Annotated in this window: 24 protein-coding genes; 17 read left to right on the top strand and 7 right to left on the bottom strand. The window is 63.8% G+C overall.

Annotated elements, in window-relative coordinates:
• Positions 1–35 precede the first annotated feature (35 nt).
• The 6 genes from RT028_RS09775 (at position 36) to RT028_RS09750 (ending at position 6,528) form a co-directional block, all read left to right on the top strand.
• A complete protein-coding gene (locus RT028_RS09775) occupies positions 36–893 on the top strand; it encodes a PHP domain-containing protein (RefSeq protein WP_312934517.1) in 858 nt (285 codons plus the stop codon).
• Between the two features lie 16 nt (positions 894–909).
• Positions 910–1,539, top strand: a complete 630-nt coding sequence (locus RT028_RS09770; protein ID WP_312934531.1) for an L-threonylcarbamoyladenylate synthase — start codon at positions 910–912, stop codon at positions 1,537–1,539.
• 125 nt (positions 1,540–1,664) lie between these two features.
• Positions 1,665–2,399: a ScpA family protein gene (locus RT028_RS09765; protein ID WP_312934530.1), complete on the top strand. Its 735-nt coding sequence runs from the start codon at positions 1,665–1,667 to the stop codon at positions 2,397–2,399.
• Complete coding sequence (gene scpB, locus RT028_RS09760; RefSeq protein ID WP_312934516.1) at positions 2,386–3,222, top strand: SMC-Scp complex subunit ScpB; 837 nt, start codon at positions 2,386–2,388, stop codon at positions 3,220–3,222. Before RT028_RS09765 ends, scpB begins: the two co-directional genes overlap by 14 nt.
• A gap of 146 nt (positions 3,223–3,368) precedes the next feature.
• Entirely contained in the window at positions 3,369–4,427 is a 1,059-nt protein-coding gene (gene rluB, locus RT028_RS09755) for a 23S rRNA pseudouridine(2605) synthase RluB (RefSeq protein WP_312934515.1), read from the top strand.
• Between the two features lie 685 nt (positions 4,428–5,112).
• Positions 5,113–6,528, top strand: a complete 1,416-nt coding sequence (locus tag RT028_RS09750) for an amino acid permease (RefSeq protein ID WP_312934514.1) — start codon at positions 5,113–5,115, stop codon at positions 6,526–6,528.
• 57 nt (positions 6,529–6,585) lie between these two features.
• On the opposite strand, the gene RT028_RS09745 is transcribed toward RT028_RS09750, so the two are convergent.
• Positions 6,586–7,470, bottom strand: coding sequence for a LysR substrate-binding domain-containing protein (locus tag RT028_RS09745; protein ID WP_312934513.1), 885 nt, complete (start codon positions 7,468–7,470; stop codon positions 6,586–6,588).
• 180 nt (positions 7,471–7,650) lie between these two features.
• Between RT028_RS09745 and RT028_RS09740 the strand changes: the two genes are divergently transcribed.
• Positions 7,651–10,677 carry an FAD-binding and (Fe-S)-binding domain-containing protein gene (locus RT028_RS09740; RefSeq protein WP_312934512.1) on the top strand — a complete coding sequence of 1,009 codons (3,027 nt, stop codon included), beginning with the start codon at positions 7,651–7,653 and terminating at the stop codon, positions 10,675–10,677.
• Positions 10,678–10,829: 152 nt separating this feature from the next.
• Here RT028_RS09740 and kdsA read toward each other — a convergent pair whose 3' ends face one another.
• Complete coding sequence (gene kdsA, locus RT028_RS09735; RefSeq protein WP_312934511.1) at positions 10,830–11,672, bottom strand: 3-deoxy-8-phosphooctulonate synthase; 843 nt, start codon at positions 11,670–11,672, stop codon at positions 10,830–10,832.
• A 136-nt stretch (positions 11,673–11,808) separates the two neighbouring features.
• On the opposite strand from kdsA, the gene RT028_RS09730 reads away from it, so the two are divergent.
• On the top strand, positions 11,809–12,030 hold the full coding sequence (locus tag RT028_RS09730) for a hypothetical protein (protein WP_312934510.1): 222 nt from the start codon (positions 11,809–11,811) through the stop codon (positions 12,028–12,030).
• 53 nt (positions 12,031–12,083) lie between these two features.
• Positions 12,084–12,443: a helix-hairpin-helix domain-containing protein gene (locus RT028_RS09725; protein WP_312934509.1), complete on the top strand. Its 360-nt coding sequence runs from the start codon at positions 12,084–12,086 to the stop codon at positions 12,441–12,443.
• A gap of 88 nt (positions 12,444–12,531) precedes the next feature.
• On the opposite strand, the gene RT028_RS09720 is transcribed toward RT028_RS09725, so the two are convergent.
• On the bottom strand, positions 12,532–12,699 hold the full coding sequence (locus RT028_RS09720; protein WP_312934508.1) for a DUF2897 family protein: 168 nt from the start codon (positions 12,697–12,699) through the stop codon (positions 12,532–12,534).
• Positions 12,700–12,867: 168 nt separating this feature from the next.
• On the opposite strand from RT028_RS09720, the gene pyrF reads away from it, so the two are divergent.
• Positions 12,868–13,569: an orotidine-5'-phosphate decarboxylase gene (gene pyrF / locus RT028_RS09715; RefSeq protein WP_312934507.1), complete on the top strand. Its 702-nt coding sequence runs from the start codon at positions 12,868–12,870 to the stop codon at positions 13,567–13,569.
• Between the two features lie 90 nt (positions 13,570–13,659).
• Here pyrF and RT028_RS09710 read toward each other — a convergent pair whose 3' ends face one another.
• The 3 genes from RT028_RS09710 to RT028_RS09700 all read right to left on the bottom strand — a co-directional run bounded on the left by RT028_RS09710 (position 13,660) and on the right by RT028_RS09700 (position 15,832).
• Positions 13,660–14,661 carry an NADP-dependent oxidoreductase gene (locus RT028_RS09710; RefSeq protein ID WP_312934506.1) on the bottom strand — a complete coding sequence of 334 codons (1,002 nt, stop codon included), beginning with the start codon at positions 14,659–14,661 and terminating at the stop codon, positions 13,660–13,662.
• A 210-nt stretch (positions 14,662–14,871) separates the two neighbouring features.
• On the bottom strand, positions 14,872–15,237 hold the full coding sequence (locus RT028_RS09705; RefSeq protein WP_312934505.1) for a YbaN family protein: 366 nt from the start codon (positions 15,235–15,237) through the stop codon (positions 14,872–14,874).
• Between the two features lie 7 nt (positions 15,238–15,244).
• Positions 15,245–15,832, bottom strand: a complete 588-nt coding sequence (locus RT028_RS09700; RefSeq protein WP_312934504.1) for a YecA family protein — start codon at positions 15,830–15,832, stop codon at positions 15,245–15,247.
• A gap of 247 nt (positions 15,833–16,079) precedes the next feature.
• On the opposite strand from RT028_RS09700, the gene recQ reads away from it, so the two are divergent.
• From recQ to RT028_RS09665, 7 genes are all read left to right on the top strand, one after another.
• The gene (gene recQ / locus RT028_RS09695; protein ID WP_312934503.1) at positions 16,080–18,215 is read left to right on the top strand and encodes a DNA helicase RecQ; all 2,136 of its coding nucleotides are present in this window, start codon (positions 16,080–16,082) and stop codon (positions 18,213–18,215) included.
• A gap of 208 nt (positions 18,216–18,423) precedes the next feature.
• Positions 18,424–18,861 carry a MarR family transcriptional regulator gene (locus RT028_RS09690; protein ID WP_312934502.1) on the top strand — a complete coding sequence of 146 codons (438 nt, stop codon included), beginning with the start codon at positions 18,424–18,426 and terminating at the stop codon, positions 18,859–18,861.
• A gap of 55 nt (positions 18,862–18,916) precedes the next feature.
• Positions 18,917–19,198 carry a SelT/SelW/SelH family protein gene (locus RT028_RS09685; RefSeq protein ID WP_312934501.1) on the top strand — a complete coding sequence of 94 codons (282 nt, stop codon included), beginning with the start codon at positions 18,917–18,919 and terminating at the stop codon, positions 19,196–19,198.
• A 143-nt stretch (positions 19,199–19,341) separates the two neighbouring features.
• Positions 19,342–19,950, top strand: a complete 609-nt coding sequence (locus tag RT028_RS09680) for a PAS domain-containing protein (RefSeq protein WP_312934500.1) — start codon at positions 19,342–19,344, stop codon at positions 19,948–19,950.
• A 169-nt stretch (positions 19,951–20,119) separates the two neighbouring features.
• Positions 20,120–21,097 (top strand): threonine/serine dehydratase, encoded by a 978-nt coding sequence (locus RT028_RS09675; protein WP_312934499.1) that lies wholly within the window; start codon positions 20,120–20,122, stop codon positions 21,095–21,097.
• Positions 21,094–22,041: an ornithine cyclodeaminase family protein gene (locus tag RT028_RS09670; protein WP_312934498.1), complete on the top strand. Its 948-nt coding sequence runs from the start codon at positions 21,094–21,096 to the stop codon at positions 22,039–22,041. The genes RT028_RS09675 and RT028_RS09670 overlap by 4 nt, the downstream gene beginning before the upstream one ends.
• 116 nt (positions 22,042–22,157) lie before the next feature.
• Positions 22,158–22,964: a UDP-2,3-diacylglucosamine diphosphatase gene (locus tag RT028_RS09665; RefSeq protein WP_312934497.1), complete on the top strand. Its 807-nt coding sequence runs from the start codon at positions 22,158–22,160 to the stop codon at positions 22,962–22,964.
• 175 nt (positions 22,965–23,139) lie between these two features.
• Here the strand turns inward: RT028_RS09665 and RT028_RS09660 are convergent.
• Positions 23,140–23,565 (bottom strand): MFS transporter (locus RT028_RS09660; protein ID WP_312934496.1); only part of this gene is annotated, 426 nt, incomplete at its 5' end.

The following is a 23,565-nucleotide window of genomic DNA, read 5'->3' as shown; positions in this document are numbered from 1 at the left end:
ATATCAAACATCGATTCCCGCGGAACGGCTCCTCTATGAATGTTGACCTGCACTGCCACAGCACGGCCTCCGATGGCGCCTTGTCGCCTTCGGTACTGGTCGAGCGTGCCCATGCGCACGGGGTGCAGACCTTTGCCCTGACCGATCACGATACCCTCGATGGCCTGCCCGAAGCGCGCGAGCAATGCCGCGCCCTGGGCATGCGCTGGATCAGCGGGGTGGAACTGTCCTGCACCTGGAACGGCGCCACCATCCATATCCTGGGCTACGACTTCCCGTTGGACGCCGCGCCATTGCTGGCGGCCATCGAAAACCTGCACCGCGGTCGCTGGCTGCGCGCCGAGGAAATCGACCGGCGCCTGGCGCAAAAAGGCATGCCCGGCTCCCTCGACGGCGCCCGTGCCGTGCAACAGGCCCTGGGCGATAGTGGTAACGCGCCGGCGCGGCCACATTTTGCCGAGTACCTGGTCCAGGCCGGGCTGGCCAAGGACCGTGGCGAGGCGTTTCGCAAATGGCTGGGCGCCGGCAAGCTCGGCGATGTCAAGCAGCACTGGCCCAGCCTTGAAGACACTGTCGCGACCCTGCGCCAGTCAAACGCCTGGGTGAGCCTGGCGCATCCGATGCACTACGAATTGACGCGCACCAAGCGCAGACGCCTGATTGCAGACTATATTCAGGCAGGTGGGCAGGCCCTGGAAGTGGTCAACGGTATGATGCCCGCCGAGCAGGTGGGCACGATGTCCATCCTCACCCGTGAGTTCGGCCTGTTGGCAAGCGCTGGCAGTGATTTCCACGGCCCCGGCACCTGGGGCGAGATCGGTGCCTATCGGCCTTTGCCCGAGGACCTGCCACCTCTGTGGCGTCGATTCCGACATGAACAGCCTATTGCGTGACGCACAGGACAACGACGTGAGCCAATTTTTCCAGATTCACCCGCAAGACCCCCAGGCGCGCCTGATCAAACAGGCCGTTGAAATCATCCGCAAGGGCGGCGTGGTGGTATACCCCACCGATTCTGCCTACGCACTGGGTTGCCAGATCGGCGACAAGAACGCCATCGAGCGTGTCCGCCGTTTGCGTCAGCTCGACAAGCACCACAACTTCACCTTGCTCTGCTGCGACCTGTCGCAGATGGGCCTGTTCGCCAAGATCGACACCGCGCAGTTCCGCTTGCTCAAGGCGCACATCCCAGGCCCCTACACGTTCATCCTCAATGCCACCCGCGAAGTGCCGCGCCTGCTGATGCACGACAAGCGCCGCACCATCGGCCTGCGCGTACCGTCCAACCCGATCGTCAACGCGCTGACCGCCGAACTGGGCGAGCCGTTGATGAGCGTCAGCCTGATCCTGCCAGGCGACGCCGAGCCCATGACCGACCCCTACGAGATCCGCCAGCGCCTGGAGCACCACGTCGATCTGATCATCGACGGCGGCTATGGCGGCCTCGAGCCCTCGACCGTGATCGACCTGTCGGGCGATGAGCCCGAACTGATCCGCGAAGGCTGCGGTGACCCAGCGCCGTTCCTGGCCAAGGCGTGAGCGTGCAGGAACACCCTGCGGCGCCCGTCGACGAGGCGCCGTTACCGATGCAGATGCAACTGGCGCTGGTCTACGGCGAAGCGCTGACCGAACTGCCGCTGGACCTGTACATCCCGCCGGACGCCCTGGAAGTGTTCCTCGACGCCTTCGAGGGCCCGCTCGACCTGTTGCTTTACCTGATCCGCAAGCAGAACATCGATATCCTCGACATCCCGGTGGCTGACATTACCCGTCAGTACATGAGCTACGTGGAGCTGATGCAGCATGTGCGCCTGGAGCTGGCCGCCGAGTACCTGGTGATGGCCGCGATGCTGGCCGAGATCAAGTCGCGCATGCTGCTGCCACGCTCGGCCGAGGTCGAAGCCGAAGAGGGTGATCCGCGCGCCGAGCTGATCCGCCGGCTGCAACAGTACGAGCGGTTCAAGGCCGCCGCCGAAGACCTCGACCAGTTGCCGCGTAACGGTCGCGACTATCAGGTGCCACGCCTGGAAGCGCCGCAGGCCAAAGCGCGCAAGGTGTTGCCGCAGGTCAGTCTGGAAGAAGTGTTGATGTCCATGGCCGAGGTCATGCGCCGCAACGATCTGTTCGAAAGCCATCAGGTGACCCGCGAGGTGCTGTCGACCCGCGAGCGCATGAGCCACGTGCTGGACAGCCTGCGCGGTGGTGGTTTCGTGCCCTTCGTCGAGCTGTTCAGCGCCGAGGAGGGCAAATTGGGCGTGGTGGTGACGTTCATGGCGATCCTCGAGCTGGTCAAGGAGTCGCTCATCGAACTGGTTCAGAACGAACCCTTCGCGCCGATTCACGTCCGTGTCCGCAGTGCCCAAAGTCAAGAGCCCTTGGAACAAGATGAACCTGAATGACCCGCGTGACCTGGCGTCACTGATCGAAGCCTTTCTGCTGGCATCCGGCAAACCGCAAACCCTCGAGCGCCTGTACGAGCTCTTCGAGGAAGGCGAGCGGCCTGGGCCTTCGGTATTCAAGAAAGCCTTGGCGGTGCTTGAGAGATCGTGTGCCGAGCGCTCGTTCGAGCTCAAGGAAGTGGCCAGCGGCTATCGGTTGCAGATCCGCGCCCAGTACGCGCCGTGGGTCGGGCGACTGTGGGAAGAGCGCCCGCAGCGCTATTCACGGGCCTTGCTGGAAACGCTGGCGCTGATTGCCTATCGCCAGCCCATCACCCGCGGCGAAATCGAGGACGTGCGCGGCGTGGCGGTGAACAGCAACATCGTGCGTACCTTGATCGAGCGCGAATGGATTCGCGTAGTGGGGCATCGCGAAGTGCCTGGCCGGCCGGCCATGTTCGCCACCACCAAAGGCTTTCTCGACCATTTCAACCTCAAGAGCCTCGATCAGTTGCCCGCCTTGGCCGAGCTGCGTGATCTGGAGCCTGCGCCCCTGTTCGACGACCCTGACGACGCACCGGTCCCAGCCCACCTCCAGGCATTGGCCGACGCCAGTCTGGGCGAGGGTGACGAGGAAGCCGAAGCGCCCAAGGAGGAAACCAGCTTCCGCACCCTGCTGGTGGAGCTGGATGCGATGGAGGAGGGGATCAAGACCGACTTCGAGGATTTGCGTGAGCCGGTGAGTGAAGCATCGGCGTACGATGCATCGACGACTGAAAAAACGATGGATGGGCAGCATGCCGAGGCGGCCCCACCCGCGACAGACAAACCCTTGCCCTCCTGAGTCGGCTAACCTCACACGCTTGGTGAACAGGGAAAAAATTCCGACAGACACCCCGTGCGTTCCGTGCACATTCCCCCTACAATGCGCGCCCCCTTTGGCGCATCAGCCGCCAATTCGATTGTCATGACCACACCGGGAGGTGCCCCATGAGCGACAACGACCTGCAAGAATCCCAACCCGTCCCACCGTCTGGCGAAAAGCTGCAGAAAGTCCTGGCCCGTATCGGCGTGGGCTCGCGCCGCGATGTCGAAGCCTGGATCGGTGAAGGCCGCATCAAGGTCAACGGCAAGCCAGCCACCCTGGGCCAGCGCGTCGACCTGCACGATGCCATTGCCGTGGATGGCAAGTTGATCAAGCGCGAGGAAGCCGCCGAGGCGACCCGCCGCGTGATCATGTACAACAAGCCCGATGGCGAAATCTGCACGCGTGACGACCCCGAAGGTCGCCCTACCGTGTTCGACCGCCTGCCCAAGCCACGCGAAGGCCGCTGGATCAATATCGGTCGTCTGGACATCAACACCACTGGCCTGTTGCTGTTCACCACCGATGGTGAGCTGGCCAATCGCCTGATGCACCCATCCTACGAGATGGACCGTGAATACGCGGTGCGCGTGCGCGGTGAAGTCGACGACGAGATGCTCGAGCGGCTCAAGGCGGGCGTGGTGCTGGAAGATGGCCCGGCGAAGTTCACCGACATCAAGAAAGCGCCCGGTGGCGAAGGCTTCAACCACTGGTATCACTGCGTGGTGATGGAAGGCCGTAACCGCGAAGTTCGGCGCCTGTGGGAATCCCAGGGCATGGTGGTCAGCCGTCTGAAGCGCGTGCGCTTCGGCCCGGTGTTCCTCAACTCCGACCTGCCGATGGGCCGCTGGCGTGAAATGAGCCAGGGCGAAATCGACATCCTGGCGGATGAAGTGGGCCTGCAGCCGGTCAAGTTGCCGACCCTGAACCTCAAGGCCAAGGAAAAACTCGAGCGTCTGCAACGCAAGTCGAGCCGTCCGATGGCGCGTAACGAGCGCGTACGTAGCCTGCGCCCGGCGCAGGAGGCAGCACCAGAGCGGGCAGCACGTCCTGCCGGCAAGGACGCTCCACGCAAGGATCGCGGCAGTGCCGTGGCCGAGCGCCCGAGCGAGATGCGCAAGCGCACCGGCAAGCCGCAGACCGACAAGCCGGCCGGTCGTGGTCGCGGTAAACCGCGCGACTGATCGCGCGCGGCGGCATCCTTGGCGGATGCGCGCTGTTGATCGAAACGAAGGGCCGCGCAATGCGGCCTTTTGTGTTTATGCGCTGCCGCTGCAGGATACTGCGCGGGCAAAGGCTCTAACTTAGGGTTCTGACAACGCTGAAGGGTTTTTCTGATTCATCCTGGAAACTAATTACTCCAGCTCGTAAAAGAAACCTTACAAGGTGGGTCGATTTTTCCTCGGCGTTCCATTGCGCGCAGCTGCGTGTAAATAAATCCTGCCAGAGGTCGTCACGCCGCCACTGCCATCTTTGCGCATCAGCCATTGCCGCAATGCCCCGGCCGCGTTGAACTAGCGCCATTGCCTTGTGCGATCGCTCATTGTTTCGAGCAGACAAAACAACAATCGGAGGCGCTATGTACGCCCATTACCTTGCCTCATCAGGCCATTCCTCCAGGACCGTTGCGCTTTTCTTACAGGAAAGTACGCGACGCGTTGACGCCTGCGCGCTCGCAGGGGTATACAGGGCGCCGCGTTTTATCTGTGACCCCTTCGCGCCTCGCGCACTTTTTTGCTGATTTCCGGCTGACCGCCCCGGCGGTGCTGCGTCCAGTAAATCAAGGTGACCACCTTGCCCATTCCGCTGCGCCACGAGCGCGGTGGGTCCGATTCCGTCACAGATAAAAACAAGCAGGTGACTCCGTTCATGAGTGGACACAATTCGCAGTCAGGCGAACTCAAGCGTGGCCTGAAAAACCGTCATATCCAGTTGATCGCCCTCGGTGGCGCCATCGGCACCGGCCTGTTCCTCGGTTCGGCCGGGGTGATGAAGTCTGCCGGCCCGTCGATGATCCTTGGCTATGCCATCTGCGGCTTCATTGCCTTCATGATCATGCGCCAGCTCGGCGAGATGATCGTCGAAGAGCCGGTGGCCGGGTCGTTCAGCCACTTCGCCCACACCTACTGGGGTGGTTTCGCAGGCTTTCTCTCGGGTTGGAACTGCTGGGTGCTGTACATCCTGGTGGGCATGTCCGAGCTGTCGGCGGTAGGCAAGTACGTGCATTACTGGTGGCCGGAAATCCCGACCTGGGTATCGGCCGCCGGCTTCTTCGTGCTGATCAACGCCATCAACCTGATGAACGTGAAAGTGTTCGGTGAAGCGGAGTTCTGGTTCGCCATCATCAAGGTGGTGGCCATTGTCGGCATGATCGCGCTGGGCGCCTGGCTACTGACCAGCGGCAGCGGCGGCCCGGAAGCCACGGTCACCAACCTGTGGAGCCACGGTGGGTTCTTCCCCAACGGCATCAGCGGGTTGGTGATGGCCCTGGCGATCATCATGTTCTCGTTCGGCGGCCTGGAAATGCTGGGCTTCACGGCGGCCGAGGCGGATCAGCCGCGCAAGGTCATCCCCAAAGCGATCAACCAGGTGATCTACCGCATCCTGATCTTCTACATCGGCGCGCTGGTGGTGTTGCTGTCGCTGACCCCTTGGGACACGCTGGTCGCCAGCATCGACGCCTCCGGTGGTAGCTACGGTAGCAGCCCGTTCGTGCAGGTGTTCTCGCTGCTGGGCAGCGATGTCGCGGCGCACCTGCTCAACTTCGTGGTGCTCACTGCGGCGTTGTCGGTCTACAACAGCGGCACGTACTGCAACGCACGGATGCTGTATGGCATGGCCGAGCAGGGCGATGCGCCGGCGCGCCTGGCGAAGATCGACCGCCGGGGCGTGCCGGTGGCGGCGATTCTGGCCTCGGCGGCCTTCACCCTGATTGCGGTGCTGCTCAACTACTTCATGCCGCAACAGGCGCTGGAGTTGCTGATGTCGCTGGTGGTGGCGGCGTTGGTGATCAACTGGGCAATGATCAGCTACTCGCACCTGAAATTCCGTCAGCACCTGGATCGCACCGGGCGTACGCCGTTGTTCAAGGCGCTGTGGTACCCGTACGGCAACTATCTGTGCCTGGCGTTCGTGGTGTTGATCCTGGGGATCATGCTGTTGATCCCAGGGATTCGGATCTCGGTGTATGCGATTCCGGTGTGGTTGCTGGTGATGCTCGGGTGTTACTGGTTGAAGTCGCGCCAAGCGCCAGGGCGAGTCGAGCGGTCTTCGGTCAAGGGCTGAGGCTCATGAGTGAGGGCGCAGGACTGGGTGCAGGCGCTAGCGGCACCCGAGTACTTCTCACAACTGCGCCAGTAACCACCCCCTGAACGCCTTCAGCGAAGGCAGGTTTTCGTTGCGCGGTGGGTACATCAGGTAATAGCTGCGCTGGCTGGCGAACGCGGCGCCGGTGGTGCAGAGGTCGCCGTTGTCCAGCTCGTCCTGGACCAGCACCCGCGGGACCAGGCCGATGCCAATGCCGGCGCGCACTGCCTGGATCAGGTGCGAGGTGAGCTCGAAGCTCGGCCCCAGGCGCATGGTGCGGTGCGCCAGGTGCTGGTGGGAGAACCATTCGCCCCAGGCGTGGGGATTGTTGGCCACGTTCAGCAGCAGCTGCTGACTGATCCGCGCGGGCGTCCACGGCTCAGCCTCGGCCAGCGCATCAGGCGGCAGGATCACCACCAGCTCCTCGGCGTGAAGGCGATGGCAGACCAGCCCAGGCAGGTCGTGCTGGGCCACGCCGATGGCAGCATCGATCTCGCTGGTGTCGAAATTGATCGCCTCGATCCGCGAGTGGATGTGCACGAGCATTCCAGGGTGGTCGGCATAGAAGGTATTGAGCCGGGGCAGCAGCCATTTCGAGCCGAAGGTGGGCAAGGTGGCCAGGCGCAAGGTGCCGACGCCCGACTGGTGCGCCATGGCCTGCAAGGTGGCGCTGCGGATGCGCCCCAACGCTTCGCTCAACTCCCGCTGATACAGGCGCCCCACATCGGTCAATTGCACGTGTCGCCCCTCGCGACGAAACAGCGTCAGCCCCAGTTGCTGTTCAAGCGCCTGCACTTGCCGGCTGATCGCGCTCTGGGTCAGTGACAGTTCGACGGCGGCGCGGGTATAGCTCTCATGCCGGGCCGCCGCCTCGAAGGCCAGCAGCAGCGACATGGAAGGTGTCAGATGGCGGTAATTCATTCATGAAACTCATGGATAGCGGCAGGAATATCCGTTTGCCGTCGGTGGGAAACTACAGGAACATTGGCTCACTCGTCATGCTTCAGCGCGGTATTCATGCGCAAATGACAATTATTCGCCACTCGCACTGACCGCGCCCGTGGCCGACCGTGAGCTGCCCTTATGAGAAGGCCATCCCCGATGATCGCCCCGTTACCCGCCCAAGCCCCCGCTGCCCACTACGCCACCTTCCTCGACGCCCTGCGCGGCAGTGGCTTCCGCGGGCAGATCAGCACCGACTACGGCACCCGTACCGTACTGGCCACCGACAACTCCATCTATCAGCGCCTGCCGCAGGCTGCGGTGTTCCCGCTGGATGCCGATGATGTGGCGCGGGTTGCCACGCTGATGGCCGAGGAGCGCTTTCGCGAGATTCGTCTCACCCCGCGTGGCGGCGGAACCGGCACCAATGGCCAGTCGCTGACCGACGGCATCCTCGTCGACCTGTCGCGGCACATGAACCACATCCTCGAAATCGACGTCGCACAGCGCCGCGTGCGGGTGCAGGCCGGGGTGGTGAAGGACCAGCTCAACGCCGCGCTCAAACCCCATGGGCTGTTCTTCGCCCCGGAGCTGTCCACCTCCAACCGCGCCACCATCGGCGGCATGATCAGCACCGACGCCAGCGGCCAGGGCAGTTGCACCTACGGCAAGACCCGCGACCACGTCCTGGCCCTGGACAGCGTGCTGCTCGGCGGCCAGCGCCTGCACACCGGGCCCATCGATGACGCTGCGCTGCAAACCGCCTGCGCGGCCCCTGGCCGCGCGGGCGAGGTGTACCGCGTGGCCCGCGACATCGAGCAGACCCAGGGCGAGCTGATCGAGCGCATCTTTCCCAAGCTCAATCGCTGCCTGACCGGCTATGACCTCGCGCACCTGCGCGACGCGCAAGGCCGCTTCAACCTCAACAGCGTGCTGTGCGGCGCCGAGGGCTCGCTGGGCTATGTAGTCGAGGCCACCCTCAACGTGCTGCCCATCCCCAAATACGCCGTGCTGGTCAATGTGCGCTACGCCAGCTTCATGGATGCGCTGCGCGATGCCAATGCGCTGATGGCGCACAAGCCGTTGTCCATCGAGACCGTGGACTCCAAGGTGCTGCTGCTGGCGATGAAGGACATCGTCTGGCACAGCGTGGCCGAATACTTCCCCGAGAACCCGGAGCGCCCGACGCTGGGCATCAATCTGGTGGAGTTCTGCGGTGACGACGCCGCCGAGGTCAATGCACGGGTGGCGGCGTTCGTCGCGCATCTGCACAGTGATACCAGCGTCGAGCGCCTGGGCCATACCCTGGCCGAAGGCGCCGAGGCGGTCACCCGCGTGTATGTGATGCGCAAACGCTCGGTGGGGCTGCTGGGTAACGTCGAAGGCGAGGTGCGCCCGCAGCCTTTCGTCGAAGACACCGCCGTACCGCCCGAGCAACTGGCCGACTACATTGCCGAATTCCGCGCGTTGCTCGACAGCCACGGCCTGGCCTACGGCATGTTCGGCCACGTCGATGCCGGCGTGCTGCACGTGCGTCCGGCGCTGGACATGAAGGACCCGGCTCAGGCGGCACTGGTCAAGCCGATCTCCGACGCTGTGGCTGCGCTGACCCAGCGCTATGGCGGGCTGCTCTGGGGCGAGCACGGCAAGGGCCTGCGTTCGGAATACGTACCGGAATACTTCGGCGAGCTGTACCCGTCGTTGCAGCGCCTCAAAGGTGCCTTCGACCCGCACAACCAGCTCAACCCCGGCAAGATCTGCACCCCGTTGCACAGCCCTGAGGTGCTGACCAAGGTCGATGGCGTCACCCTGCGCGGCGATCTGGACCGCACCATCGATGAGCGTGTGTGGCAGAGCTTCGCCAGCGCCGTGCACTGCAACGGCAATGGCGCCTGCTACAACTACGACCCCAATGACGCCATGTGCCCGTCGTGGAAAGCCACCCGCGAGCGTCGTCATTCGCCCAAGGGCCGTGCCTCGCTGATCCGCGAATGGCTGCGCCAGCAAGGTGCGGCGAACATCGATGTGCTGGCGGTGACTCAAGGCAAGCTGGCCTGGTTGAAGGGGCTGCCCAAGCGCCTGCGCAACCGCTGGGCACAGCATCAGGGCCAGGCTGACTTTTCCCACGAGGTCTACGACGCCATGGCCGGCTGCCTGGCGTGCAAGTCCTGCGCGGGGCAATGTCCGATCAAGGTCAACGTGCCGGACTTCCGTTCGCGCTTCCTTGAGCTGTACCACGGCCGCTACCAGCGCCCGCTGCGCGACTACCTGATCGGATCGCTGGAATTCAGCGTGCCGTACCTGGCCCACGCGCCTGGCCTGTACAACGCGGTGATGGGCTCGACGTGGATCAGCCGATTGCTGGAAAGCAGCGTAGGCATGGTCGACAGCCCGCTGCTCAGCCGCTTCGACTTCCAGGCCACGCTGAGCCGTTGCCGGGTCGGCGTGGCCAGTGTGCCGGCACTGCGTGAACTGACCGCGGCCCAGCGCGCGCGCAGCATCGTGCTGGTGCAGGACGCCTTCACCCGCTACTTCGAGACGCCAGTGCTGGCGTCCTTCATCGAACTGGCCACGCGCATCGGCTACCGCGTGTTCCTGGCCCCGTACAGCGCCAACGGCAAGCCGTTGCACGTGCAGGGCTTCCTCGGCGCCTTCGCCAAGGCCGCCGTGCGCAGTGCCACGCAGCTCAAGGCCCTGGCCGACTGCGATGTGCCGCTGGTAGGCCTGGACCCGGCAATGACCCTGGTCTACCGCCAGGAGTACCCCAAGGTGCCAGGCCTGGAAAATTGCCCGGCCGTTTTGTTGCCGCAGGAATGGCTGGTGCAGGCGCTGCCCGAGCAGGCCGTCAGGCACGCTGGTCACTTCCGCTTGCTGGCGCATTGCACGGAAAAGACCAACGTTCCGGCCAGTACCCGCCAGTGGGAACAGGTGTTCGCCCGCCTGGGCCTGCGCCTAATCACTGAGGCCACCGGCTGCTGCGGCATGTCCGGCACCTACGGTCACGAAGCGCGCAACCAGCAGACCTCGCACACCATTTTCGAGCAGTCCTGGGCGCCGGCCCTGGAAAAGGACGGCGAGGCCTTGGCGACCGGCTATTCCTGCCGGAGCCAGGTGAAGCGAAAAAGTCAGAAGCAGCTGCGCCATCCGTTGGAGGTGGTGCTGCAGTATGCGGGGCGCGAGGGTTGAGGCGGGGGTAGCACGCCGGCAGGCCAGCGGCAGGTTAGCGCAGGCCGCGGGCTGCCTGCGCTCTGGGGTGCCGTTGCGTCAGGGGCCGATCGCTCGGTCCTGCCACCTGCCCGTTAAGCGCTTCGGGCATCACAGCTGCAGTGCTGGGTGCCTCAGTCAATCGCCAGCGGTTGCAGCGATTTCACCAGATCATCGAGCGCCTTGATCTGCGCCAGGAATGGCTCCAGCTTGTCCAGCGGCAACGCGCTCGGCCCATCGCACTTGGCCTGGTCAGGATTGGGGTGCGCTTCCAGGAACAGCCCAGCCAAGCCAACCGCCATGCCCGCGCGGGCAAGGTCGACCACCTGCTCACGACGCCCCCCGGAGGCGGCACCTGACGGATCGCGGTTCTGCAGTGCGTGGGTGACGTCGAAAATGATCGGCAGGTCATTGCAGGTGCGCTTCATGACGCCGAAGCCAAGCATGTCGACCACCAGGTTGTCGTAACCCATGCAGGTGCCGCGGTCGCACAGGATCAGCTGCTCGTTACCGGCTTCCTTGAATTTCTGCACGATGTTCTGCATCTGCGAGGGGCTGAGGAACTGCGGCTTCTTGATGTTGATCGGTTTGCCGGTCTTGGCCAGCGCCACCACCAGATCAGTCTGCCGAGCCAGGAACGCTGGCAATTGCAGCACGTCCACCACGTCTGCAACCGGTGCAGCCTGATGGATTTCATGGACGTCGGTGATGATAGGCACGCCGAACTCGGCCTTCACCTTTTCGAAGATGCGCAGGCCTTCCTCCAGGCCAGGGCCTCGGTAGGAGTGGATCGACGAGCGGTTGGCCTTGTCGAAACTGGCCTTGAACACGTAGGGAATGCCGAGCTTTTCGGTGACGCGCACGTATTCCGCGCACGCCGTCAGGGCAAGAGACTCGGACTCGAGCACGTTGATGCCGCCGAACAGGACGAAAGGTGCAGTGTTCGAGCAGTCGATGTGTGGGGCGATCTTGATCATTGTGGACCCTGTACTGAAGCATGTGTGACGGGCGCCCAGCGCGTGGCGATCCATGCTCGGGCGCGGTGTCCGCCGGCTTGTCCGGGATTTTACAAGCATTGACCGCTCCCGGTTAACTTTCCAGAGGCGGCCGTGCATGAAACGAGAGGATGGGGCCAGCCATGATGGCTGGCGCTGGAAGCGCTGGGCGTTCGTGATTGCGCCATGGCAACTGCTGAAAATTGCAATTGCGGTTCGTCAATCGCTGCTCGCGCTTCGCCGCGTGGGCTTTTTCGACCCGCTCGATCAGATGTCTGATCCGGTAACCATTGCGTGTAAAAGCGTGCTATTCCAATGCCGCCTGTGCCGTTACGGTTAGGTCGCAGCCCATGTCGGGCCTTGCCTAACGCATTGCACAGGAGTGTTTTACCAATGCGCAAATCCTTCATCGCCTCATTGATTCCACTGGCCGCGGGCGTGCTGTTCTCTCTCGGCGCCAGCGCCAACAGCATGCCGGCCGACGCCACCGCACCGAAGATGGCCAACGAAATGAGCATGTCCAACGACATGCCCGGCCATGCAAACATGATGGCCCCCACGCTTGACCTCAACACTGCCGACGCGGCCACCTTGCAGAAAGAGCTGGCCGGCATCGGCAAGGCCAAAGCAGATGCCATCGTTGCCTATCGCGAGGCCCACGGGCCGTTCACTTCGGTGGAGGAGCTGCTGGAAATCAAGGGCATCGGCAGTGCGCTGCTCGAGCGCAATCGTGACAAGATCAAGGTGAAGTGACCCTCGCACCCTGAAACACTCAAGCAAAACGGGCCGCCTGCAGCGGCCCGTTTCTGTTGACCGTCTCTGTTGAAGATATCGAAGAAGCTCAGCGGTCGCGGGCGTCTTGAGCATCAGCAACGGCATTGCGTTCATGCACTTTCTTCAGTTGATCTTCGGTCAAGGGTACTTTTTTCGCTGTGTCGCGAAGCATCATCAGACCGCCAGCGATCGAACCGATGGCGACGAGTAGGATCAGCCAGGCATACCAGGGCATTGTCGTTCTCCTGAGGGCGGGATGAATGTGGCGTGTATGGCATGTGGAGCGGGCGCTGGGGGTTTTGGTTCCCTTGTAGCCGTTGGCCAGCCACCGATTCTCGGCGCCCCAGCAGCGGTGAGTTCGTTTACAATGCGCGCCGTTTCCGACTTGCCATGAGACCTGACCATGTCCGCCTGCCAGACGCCCCTGATCGTCGCCCTGGATTTCCCTACCCGTGATGCTGCCCTGAAGCTGGCCGACCAGCTTGATCCTGCCTTGTGCCGGGTCAAGGTGGGCAAGGAACTGTTCACCAGCAGTGCGTCGGGCATCGTCGAGACGCTCTGCGCAAAGGGCTTCGAGGTGTTTCTGGACCTCAAGTTTCACGACATCCCCAACACCACGGCCATGGCGGTGAAAGCGGCGGCTGAGATGGGCGTGTGGATGGTCAACGTGCACTGCTCCGGTGGCCTGCGCATGATGGCGGCGTGCCGTGAGGTGCTGGCCGCGCGCAGTGGTCCGCAACCGTTGCTGATTGGCGTAACGGTATTGACCAGCATGGAGCAGGAAGACCTGGCCGGCATCGGCCTGGATGTCGAGCCGCAGACACAGGTGCTGCGCCTGGCGGCGCTGGCCGAGAAGGCCGGCATGGATGGCCTGGTGTGCTCGGCGCTGGAGGCCACGGCGTTGAAGGCAGCGCATCCGTCGCTGCAACTGGTGACGCCAGGGATTCGTCCGGCCGGCAGTGCGCAGGATGATCAGCGGCGGATTCTGACGCCGCGCCAGGCGTTGCAGGCGGGCTCGGATTATCTGGTCATCGGTCGGCCCATCAGTCAGGCCGCAGACCCAGCGGCAGCGTTGGCCGCGGTGGTGGCAGAGATTCGCGGCTGAGCCTCAGCCCCTGACGCCTCACTGCAAAGGGCCGAACCCATACTCTGGGTTCGGCCCTTTTTGCTGGGCGTTACAGCTGCACGAGCTCGCTCAGACCTTCAAGACCAGCTTGCCGAAGTTTTCGCCGTTGAACAGCTTGAGCAGGGTTTCGGGGAAGGTTTCCAGGCCTTCGACCACGTCTTCCTTGCTCTTCACCTCGCCGCTGGCCAACCAGCCGGCCATTTCCTTTGCGGCCTTGCCGTAGTCTTTGAGGTGGTCGAAGACGATGAAGCCTTCCATGCGCGCGCGGTTGACCAGCAGCGCCAGATAATTGGCCGGGCCTTTGACCGCTTCTTTGTTGTTGTACTGGCTGATGGCGCCGCAGATCACGATACGGGCCTTGAAGTTGATGCGCGACAACACGGCATCGAGAATCTCGCCGCCGACGTTATCGAAGTACACGTCGACGCCCTTGGGGCACTCGCGCTTCAGGCCATCGAGCACGTCTTCGGCCTTGTAGTCGATCACGCCGTCGAAGCCCAGCTCATCGATCAGGTACTGGCATTTCTGCTGGCCGCCGGCGATGCCGACCACGCGGCAGCCTTTGAGCTTGGCGATTTGCCCGGCGATGCTGCCGACCGCGCCGGCGGCCCCGGAAATCACCACAGTGTCGCCAGCTTTCGGTTGCCCGACTTCAAGCAGGGCGAAATAGGCAGTCATGCCGGTCATGCCCAGGGCAGAGAGGTAGCGGGGCAGGGGCGCCAGGCTTGGGTCGATCTTCTGCAGGCCTTCGGGCTTGCCGGTGAAGTAGTCCTGCACCCCGAGTGCGCCGCCGACATGGTCACCGGGCGTGTAGTCCGGATGATTGGAGGCGACCACCTCGCCGACGCCGAGTGCGCGCATCACTTCGCCCAGGCCTACGGGGGGAATGTACGACTTGCCCTCGTTCATCCAGCCGCGCATGGCGGGATCGAGCGAGAGGTAGAGGTTCTTGACCTGGACCTGGCCGTCGGCGAGGGCTTCGACAGGTGCCTGCTCGAAGGTGAAGTCGTCGCGCTGTACGGCGCCGGATGGGCGTTTGCTCAGCAGGAAGCGGCGGTTGTTCTGGGTCATGGGAGATCCTTGGACATTGAACGGGGTGCTGGTGGCGTGAAGCAGGCGACCAGCGTTCCTGATGGACAGGTTTCCCTTGATAGCGTGCGATCGGGTGTTCGACAAGTGTGTGACGGGGGCGGGAATGGTGAGGGATCGGCTTGGGTGATGGGCAGCACGCGCAATCTACGCCAGCTGTCGGTGACTGTGGGGCGGAGGGTCAGTGCTGGCTCAGCCCCCCTTGCGCAGGGTCTTCTGCCTGAGGATGTACAGGCTCACGCACACGGCGCTGGTGAGCATGAAGGCCCGCGCCCAGAACAGCGGCACCAGATAGCAAGAGAACAGGATGCTGGCCCACATCAGGGCGATGGCCCAGGCCTTGCCTTTCATGGGAATACCCTGGCCACCCAGGTAATCGCGAATCCACGGGCCCAGCTGCGGATGATGGATCAGCCAGTGATGAAAGCGCGGCGAGCTGCGCGCGAAACACGCAGCGGCCAGCAGCAGAAAGGGGGTGGTGGGCAGCACCGGGAGGAAGATGCCGAGCACACCCAGCGCTACGCTGAGCCAGCCGAGGGCCAGCAACAGGTAGCGCATGGCGCGATCAGTGGTGACGAGGCTTGAGCAGTGCCGGCTTCTCGTCAGGGGCGTGCAACAGCAGGAACAGCGCGGTCAGCGCTTCCGGGATCTGCACGATCATGTCGTCCTGCAGGTTGGCGTTGCTGGCGATGTCGGCGAATTCGGGTTGTTCATCGAACAGGCCAGAGCCGACCATGATCGGCAGGAGCATTTCGCTGACTTCGTCTTCGGCGTTCTCGAACCAGATTTCTTCGCGCAGGAACACGCCTTCCATGAAGCCGATGCACCAGCCGCGCAGCTCGGAGTCATCCGGCTCGTCGGTGAGGTCGAGGTCGCAGGGCAGCTCGAAGTCTTCTTCGCTGGCCAGCTGGCGGGCAATGTGGGCCTTGAGTGCAACCAGGGTGGCTTCGACTTCGACGTGCTGGGCGTCGCTGGCGTATTTGGGGGTTTCGGCGAACAGGGCGTCGATCCATTCACGCTCAGGGACGTCTTCGGCGCTGATCGACAACGCAGTCAGATAGCCGTGGGCGGCGACGTAGTCCAGCGCTTCCTCGTGCAGCTCATCGGCATCAAGGAAGGCTTGCAGGCGGGTGAGTTGCTCGGCGAAGGACATTGGAGGGTTTACCTTGAGGATTTGACGATGGGGAATTCTAGCACCTTGCAACACATCCGAGGCAAAGGAAGACGTCTGTCACCGGCGCCCCTGCCAAAGCGGCGGCTCAGGTATAATCTGCCGTTTTTCATGCCTGGGTCGCGTTTCACGCGGCCCGGCAAAAGCCGCTTACGCATTCGCGGGTGTGCGGGGCGGGATTATCGTCCAGCCTGTCGGCCGAACGGTACAGCGATTTATGGAGTGGCAAATGCTCGAACAGGCTCAGCGCGTCCTCAAGGACATCTTCGGTTACGACAGCTTCCGAGGACGCCAGGAGGCGATCATCGACTGCGTGGCCAATGGCGGCGACGCGCTGGTGCTGATGCCCACCGGTGGCGGCAAGTCGTTGTGCTTCCAGGTGCCGGGGCTGTTGCGTCCGGGTCTGACGGTGGTGGTCTCGCCCTTGATCGCCCTGATGGACGATCAGGTTGCCACGCTCAGCGAGCTCGGTGTCGCGGCGGCGGCGCTGAACTCCACGCTCAATGCCGATCAGCAGCGCGAGCTGGCCGGGCGCCTGCGCCGTGGCGAGGTGAAGATGCTCTACCTGGCGCCGGAGCGCCTGGTGCAGCAGCGCATGCTGGACTTCCTGCGTGGGCTCGATGTGTCGTTGTTTGCCATCGATGAGGCGCACTGCGTGTCGCAATGGGGCCATGATTTCCGCCCCGAATACCTGCAGCTCGGCCAGCTCGCCGAGCTGTTCCCCCACGTGCCACGCATCGCCCTGACCGCCACGGCCGACATGCGCACCCGCGAAGAGATCGTCCAGCGTCTGCACCTGCATGGCGCAGAGCGCTTTCTGTCGAGCTTCGACCGGCCCAATATCTTCTACCGCATCGTGCCCAAGGAATCGCCGCGCAAGCAGCTGATGGCCTTCCTCGGTGAGCGCCGCGGCAACGCCGGCATCGTGTATTGCCTGTCGCGCAAGAAGGTCGATGAAACCGCGGCCTTCCTCTGCGACCAAGGCTTCCCGGCCTTGCCCTACCACGCCGGCCTGCCTGCTGAAACGCGTGCAGCCAACCAGCGCCGCTTCCTCAACGAGGAGGGGCTGATCATGGTGGCCACCATTGCCTTCGGCATGGGCATCGACAAGCCCAACGTGCGCTTCGTCGCCCACCTCGACTTGCCCAAATCGCTCGAGGCCTATTACCAGGAAACGGGTCGGGCAGGGCGCGATGGCCTGCCTGCGGACGCCTGGATGGCCTACGGTCTGCAAGACATGGTCATGCTCAAGCAGATGCTGCAGAACTCCGAAGGCGACGAGCGTCACAAACGCGTCGAGCAGCACAAGCTCGATGCCATGCTGGCGCTGTGCGAGGAAACCCGCTGCCGCCGTCAGGCGCTGCTGGCCTACTTCGACGAAGTGCTCGAACAGCCTTGCGGGCACTGCGACAACTGCGTCGACAATGTGCAGACCTGGGATGCCACCGAGGCGGCGCGCCAGGCGCTGTCGGCGGTGTACCGCACCGGCCAGCGTTACGGGGTCGGTCATCTGATCGACGTGCTGCTGGGCAAAGACACCGAAAAAGTGCGCAATTTCGGCCACGAGCGGCTCTCGGTGTTCGGCGTCGGCAAAGGCCGCGACGAAGCCCAGTGGCGTTCGCTGTTCCGCCAACTGGTCGCACGCGGGCTGGTGGACATCGACCTGGAGGGCTACGGCGGCCTGCGCCTGTCCGACAGCTGCCGGCCATTGCTCAAAGGTGAGGTGAATCTGGAGCTGCGCCGTGATCTCAAGCCGCAGACGGTGGCGAAAACCTCGGGTGGCAGCCCTGCCAGCCAGCTGGTGCGAGGTGAAGAGCGCGAGCTGTGGGAAGCGCTGCGCACCCTGCGGCGCAAGCTGGCCGAAGAGCACAGCGTACCGCCTTACGTGATTTTCCCCGACTCCACCTTGCTGGAAATGCTCCGCAGCCAGCCCACCAGCCTGCATGACATGGGCCAGGTCAGTGGCGTGGGCGCGCGCAAGCTGGAGCGTTACGGCCAGGCCTTCCTCGAAGTGCTCAATGGCGGCGAGACCCCGGCACCACCGGCGGTGGTCACCGACCTGCGTCATGAACTGGTCAGCCTGGCCCGCGCCGGCATGACGCCGTCGCAGATTGCCGGGCAACTCGATTGCAGCGAGAAAAATGTCTACAGCCTGCTGGCCGAAGCGCTGGGCAGCCAGGCCCTGAGCCTGGATCAGGCGCTTGATCTGCCCGAAGACCTGATGGCCGAACTTCAGGACGCGTTCCTCGACGGCGAGGGCGAGTTGCCGCCGGTGTCGGCAGTGGCCGCGCAGTTCGAAGGGCGCCTGCCCGAGGGGGTGTTGTACTGCGTGCGCGCCGCGCTGGCCGCCGAGTTCGAGCTGTAGGCGCAATACCGCCCTCGGCTCGAGGGTCATCCGCTGGCGCGTTGGCTTTGTACCGACGCGCAGGGCATGATGACCGCCACTTTGCTCTGTACGAGCAGGCTTGAGACGAAGGCCTGGCGAAGTGCCCCGGCTGTTTCCACCGCAGCATCACCCTTTTTCGAGGGGCTTCGTACAGAGCCTCCAAAGCCGTTTACTGGATCGACTCACTATGCTACTCACCGACAACCAACACCGCTTCGGCATGCAGCTTGCACAGATGTCACGGGGTTGGCGTGCGGAACTCGATCGTCGGCTGGCCGGGCTCAACCTGTCCCAGGCGCGTTGGCTGGTGCTGCTGCACCTGGCCCGCTTCGAGGATGCGCCGACCCAGCGCGAGCTGGCGCAGAGCGTCGGTGTCGAAGGGCCGACCCTGGCACGCTTGCTCGACAGCCTGGAAGCGCAGGGCCTGGTGCGTCGCCAGGCGGTAATGGAAGACCGTCGAGCGAAGAAAATTCTCTTGTGCCCGCCAGCCAAACCGTTGATCGAGCAAATCGAAACCATCGCCAATGCCCTGCGCGTCGAGCTGTTCAGCGGTGTCGACGAGGCGGAACTTGAGCTGTGCATGCGCGTGCATGCCAAGATTCTGGATAACCTCGAGCGCTCCTGAAGCGCAAGGGGTGTGGCCCAGGCCGCGCCGATCAGTGTCTTACCGAGGTGTTTGCATGTCGTCCAACAAGCCGCAGATCGTCATCACCTACTGCACTCAGTGCCAATGGCTGCTGCGCGCCGCCTGGCTGGCTCAGGAGCTGCTCAGCACCTTTGCCGACGAGCTGGGCGGCGTTACCCTGGCGCCTGGCAGCGGCGGCGTTTTCGTCATCACCTGTGATGGCATGCCACTGTGGGAGCGCAAGGCCGACGGTGGCTTCCCCGAGGCCAAGGTGCTCAAGCAGCGGGTGCGCGATGTGATCGACCCCGAACGCGACCTGGGTCATAACGACCGTTGAACCTCCAGACACGGGCTTGTTTCCGACGCGCCTGAAAGAATGACCAAGCGATGTGAGGGGTGCTGCACAGCGCTTGACCGACTATTGAGCGTTTCCAGGGCAGGCTGGCCTGTCTTCGTCCCACTTGCCGATGCTGACCCACCATGACCGTGCTTGCCAACTACACCGCCATCGCCGACAGCATCGCTGCGCTGTTCTACCCCCACGCTGAAGTGATCGTGCATCACATCGGCAGCCAGACGGTGCTGCACATCGCCAACAACTTTTCCAGACGCAGCCTGGGTGACGATTCGGCGCTGGACGATGCCCTGGATGATTTCCAGCACGCCAACACCGTGGGGCCGTATGAAAAGCTCAACTGGGATGGGCAGAAAATCCGCTCCATCAGCGCCGTGCTGCGTGATGCCGATGGCCAGCCAGAGTACCTGTTGTGCATCAATTTCAATGTGTCTGTGCTGGAACAGGCGCACCAGGCATTGGCCGCGTTCTTCCAGCTGCAGCGGGTGATACCGCAGCCTGACGGCTTGTTCAAGAACGACTGGCAGGAGCGTATCAATACCTTTCTGCAAGCCTGGCTGGAGCAGCACAACCTGTCCCTGCGCACCCTGCGTGCCAAGGACAAGCGCGCGCTCGTCGAAGCCCTGTTCGCCGAAGGCGCCTTCGACGGCCGCAGCAGCGCCGACTACATTGCCAACGTACTCGAAATGGGGCGGGCGACGGTCTACAAATACCTGAAGGCCTTGCGCGGATAGGCGTTTGCCGGGCTGGAAAGGCCTGTGGCGAAGTGTCCGACCCTTGACGCATCGATCCTGCGTCAAGCGCTTCAGGCAGTACGGCAAACAACGCAAACATTTCAGTTGTGGATATAAAGTCCATATTGGACTTATAGTCCACAACCGTTTTCGTTCCTGGAACTTGCCCATGCCCTCGCCAGCCCCGTCGCTCGATGCCCTGTCCACCGCCATCACCCAGGCTCACCGCGCATTGCGCCCCGCTGTTGCCACCACGCCGCTCAGTTTCAGCCCACGCTTGTCTGCCCAGACCGGCTGCGAGGTATACCTGAAATGTGAACACCTGCAACACACCGGCTCGTTCAAGTTTCGCGGTGCGAGCAACAAGCTGCGGCTGCTGCCCGAGGGGCAGCGTGGCCGGGGTGTGATTACCGCGTCCTCCGGCAATCATGGCCAGGGGCTGGCGCTGGCCGGGCAAGTGCTCGGTGTGCCGGTCACGGTCTACACCACCACCTCGGCATCGGCCTACAAGCTTGAGGCCATGCGCAGCCTGGGCGCCGAGGTGATCTGCCTGGACCTCGACCCATTGGGCGTCGAGCTGGAAGCCGCGCGCCAGGCGCAGGTGCAAGGCAAGCCGTTCGTCTCGCCCTACAACGACGCTGAGATCATCGCTGGCCAAGGCACCATCGGCATGGAGTTGCATGAGCAGGCGCCCGAGCTCGACGCGGTATTCGTGGCGGTGGGCGGCGGCGGCATGATTTCTGGTATCGGCGCAGCATTGCGGGCGCTCAATCCCTCGGTGGAGATCATCGGTTGCTGGCCTGCCAACGCGCCTACCCTGCAACGTTCGCTGGAAGCAGGCCGGGTCATCGAGATGGACGAGGAGGAGACGTTGTCCGACGGCACTGCAGGGGGTGTGGAGCCAGACAGCATTACCTTTGCGCTGTGCCAGCAACTGATCACGCGCACCGTGCTGGTCAGCGAAACCCAGATCAAGGCGGCCATGCGTGAGGTGGCCAGTAGCGAACGCTGGATCATCGAGGGCGCGGCTGCGGTCGCGGTGGCGGGTCTGCAACAGCTGGCGGCGGATTATCAGGGCAAGCGCGTGGCGGCAGTGATCTGTGGGCGCAATATCCTGTTGGAGAAGTTCCTGGAGGCGATCCAGTGAAGGTGTTCGACAGGCAGCAGATCATGGCCCACCTCGATATCGACGACGCGCTGGCGCGAATCGAGCACGGCTTCATCGCTTATACCGCAGGTCAGGTGCAGGTTCCGCCGGTGCAGGCGTTTGCCTTCGTCCAAGCCAATGGCGACTGCTGCATCAAGTCGGCCCATGTCGAGGGCAGCGACACCTTCACCGTGAAGGTGTCCACCGGCTTCTACGACAACCCGGGCCTGGGCCTGCCCAGCAACGATGGCCTGATGCTGGTGCTGTGCGCGCGTACAGGCCGGCCGCTGGCGCTGTTGCAAGACGAAGGCTGGTTGACCGGGCTGCGCACCGCGTTGGCCGGGCGCATCGCTGCGCGGCTTCTGGCGCCGCGTGAGGTGCACGCCATCGGCATGCTGGGCAGCGGGACGCAGGCCCGCTTGCAACTTGAACAACTGCACGCCTCCAATCCCTGCCGCAATCTGGTTGCCTGGGCGCGGGGTCAGGATCAGTTGCAGGGTTACGCCGATTTCGCCCGCACCCTGGGCTACGCGGTGCAACTGGCGCCAACCCCCGAACAGGTCGCCGATGCGGCCAACCTGATCGTCTGCACCACGCCCTCGCGTGTACCGCTGTTGCGCAGCGAATGGGTGCGCCCAGGCACTCACATCACCGCCGTGGGCGCCGATGCGCCTGGCAAGCAGGAGCTGGACGTGGCGTTGGTGGCGCGGGCCGATCGCCTGGTGGTGGATTCGCTGGACCAATGCAGTCGCTACGGCGAGGTGTCCGGCGCCCTCGCCGCCGGTCTGATCCAGCATGAGCAACTGCAGGAGTTGGGCGCGTTGCTGGCTGGCACAGGGCAGGGCAGGACCCATGACCAGCAAATCACGCTGGCTGACCTTACCGGCGTGGCGGTGCAGGACGCGCAGATCGCCAGCGGGGTGCTGGCCGCGCTGAACGGCTGAAGCGCCGGCCAGCCCTCGTCGACGCCGAGGGCTACGGCCATGTGCTGGTCATAAGGCTGCCACGAATGAGTCATATCAACCTGCCAGTCTCCTGCAAACCGCACCGGAGCCCGGCCATGACCCACGCTGAATTCAGTCGCCCGTCACGCAAACAGCGCGTTCGTACCCTGTGGATTTCCGATGTGCACCTGGGCACCCGCGACTGCCAGGCCGAGCACCTGTCGCGCTTTCTCAAAGCCTACGAGGCAGATCGCATCTACCTGGTGGGCGACATCATCGACGGCTGGAAACTGCGCAGCGGCATCTATTGGCCCCAGGCGCACACCAATGTCATCCGCCGCCTGTTGACCCTGAGCAAGCGCGGCACCGAAGTGATCTACGTCACCGGCAACCATGATGAGTTCCTGCGCCGTTATTCCAAACTGGTGCTGGGCAACATCCAGTTGGTCGATGAGGCCGAGCACGTCACGGCCGATGGCCGGCGCTTGTTGGTGGTGCACGGCGATCAGTTCGATGTCATCACCCGCTGCCATCGCTGGCTGGCCTTTCTGGGCGACCGCGCCTATGAAGTGTCGCTGGTGCTCAACCGTTGGTTGAATCACTGGCGCGCGCGTTATGGCTATGGCTACTGGTCGCTTTCGGCGTACCTCAAGCACAAGGTCAAGGGCGCGGTGAATTTCATCAGTGACTTCGGGGACGCCATCGCTCGCGAGTGCACACGGCGCGGCTTTCAGGGCGTGGTGTGCGGGCACATCCACCACGCCGAGATCCGCCGCGTCGGCGAGGTCGAGTACCTCAATTGCGGCGATTGGGTGGAGTCATGCACCGCGCTGATCGAGCACTGGGACGGCAGCATCGAGCTGTACCGCCTGGCCGACGCGCAGGTCGCCGCCCAGCCCCAGGCGTCGACCGTTCAGGGCTGAGCCCCAGGGCCGCAAGAACCGCCCTGATCGTGCGTCAGGTCATGTTGCAAACAGGCGGAGCGCCCGGGCCATAAATGCTCACGTGCAAGCGGTCGGTCGAGCGCCACCCCCGCAGTTGACTGGCTCGGCGCCTCACCCGCTTTCGCCATGATCCGATCGTCCTGGCAGACCTTTACTACACACCGGTGGCCGGTTGTCCTGGGGCGCGTTCGCGCCGTGCGCCGCGCCACCACACCAGCAGCGCCAGCAGCCCGACCAGCAGGCCGGCGGCGACGATGGCGTTCCAGCCGCGCCACTGGAACAGTTGTGTGCCGAGCAGCGAACCCAGCGCACCGCCGATGAAGTAACAGGTGATGTAGCCGGCGTTGAGCCGGGTCCGCGCTTGGGGTCGCAAGGCGATCACCGCGTTCTGGTTGCCGACGTGGACCAACTGCACCGCCAGGTCCAGCACCAGCACGCCGACGATCAGCGCCACCAGAGAGGTTTCGGCAAAGCCCAGCGGAATCCACGACAGCAGCAGTGCCACCAGGCCCACGGTGGTGCCCAGTGCGCCCTTGCCGCGGTCTGCCAGCCGACCGGCCCAGTTCGCAGCCAGGGCGCC

This window comes from Pseudomonas sp. (genome assembly GCF_032058845.1).
Taxonomy (GTDB): Bacteria; Pseudomonadota; Gammaproteobacteria; order Pseudomonadales; family Pseudomonadaceae; genus Aquipseudomonas.
This window is presented reverse-complemented; position numbering and strand designations above follow the sequence as displayed.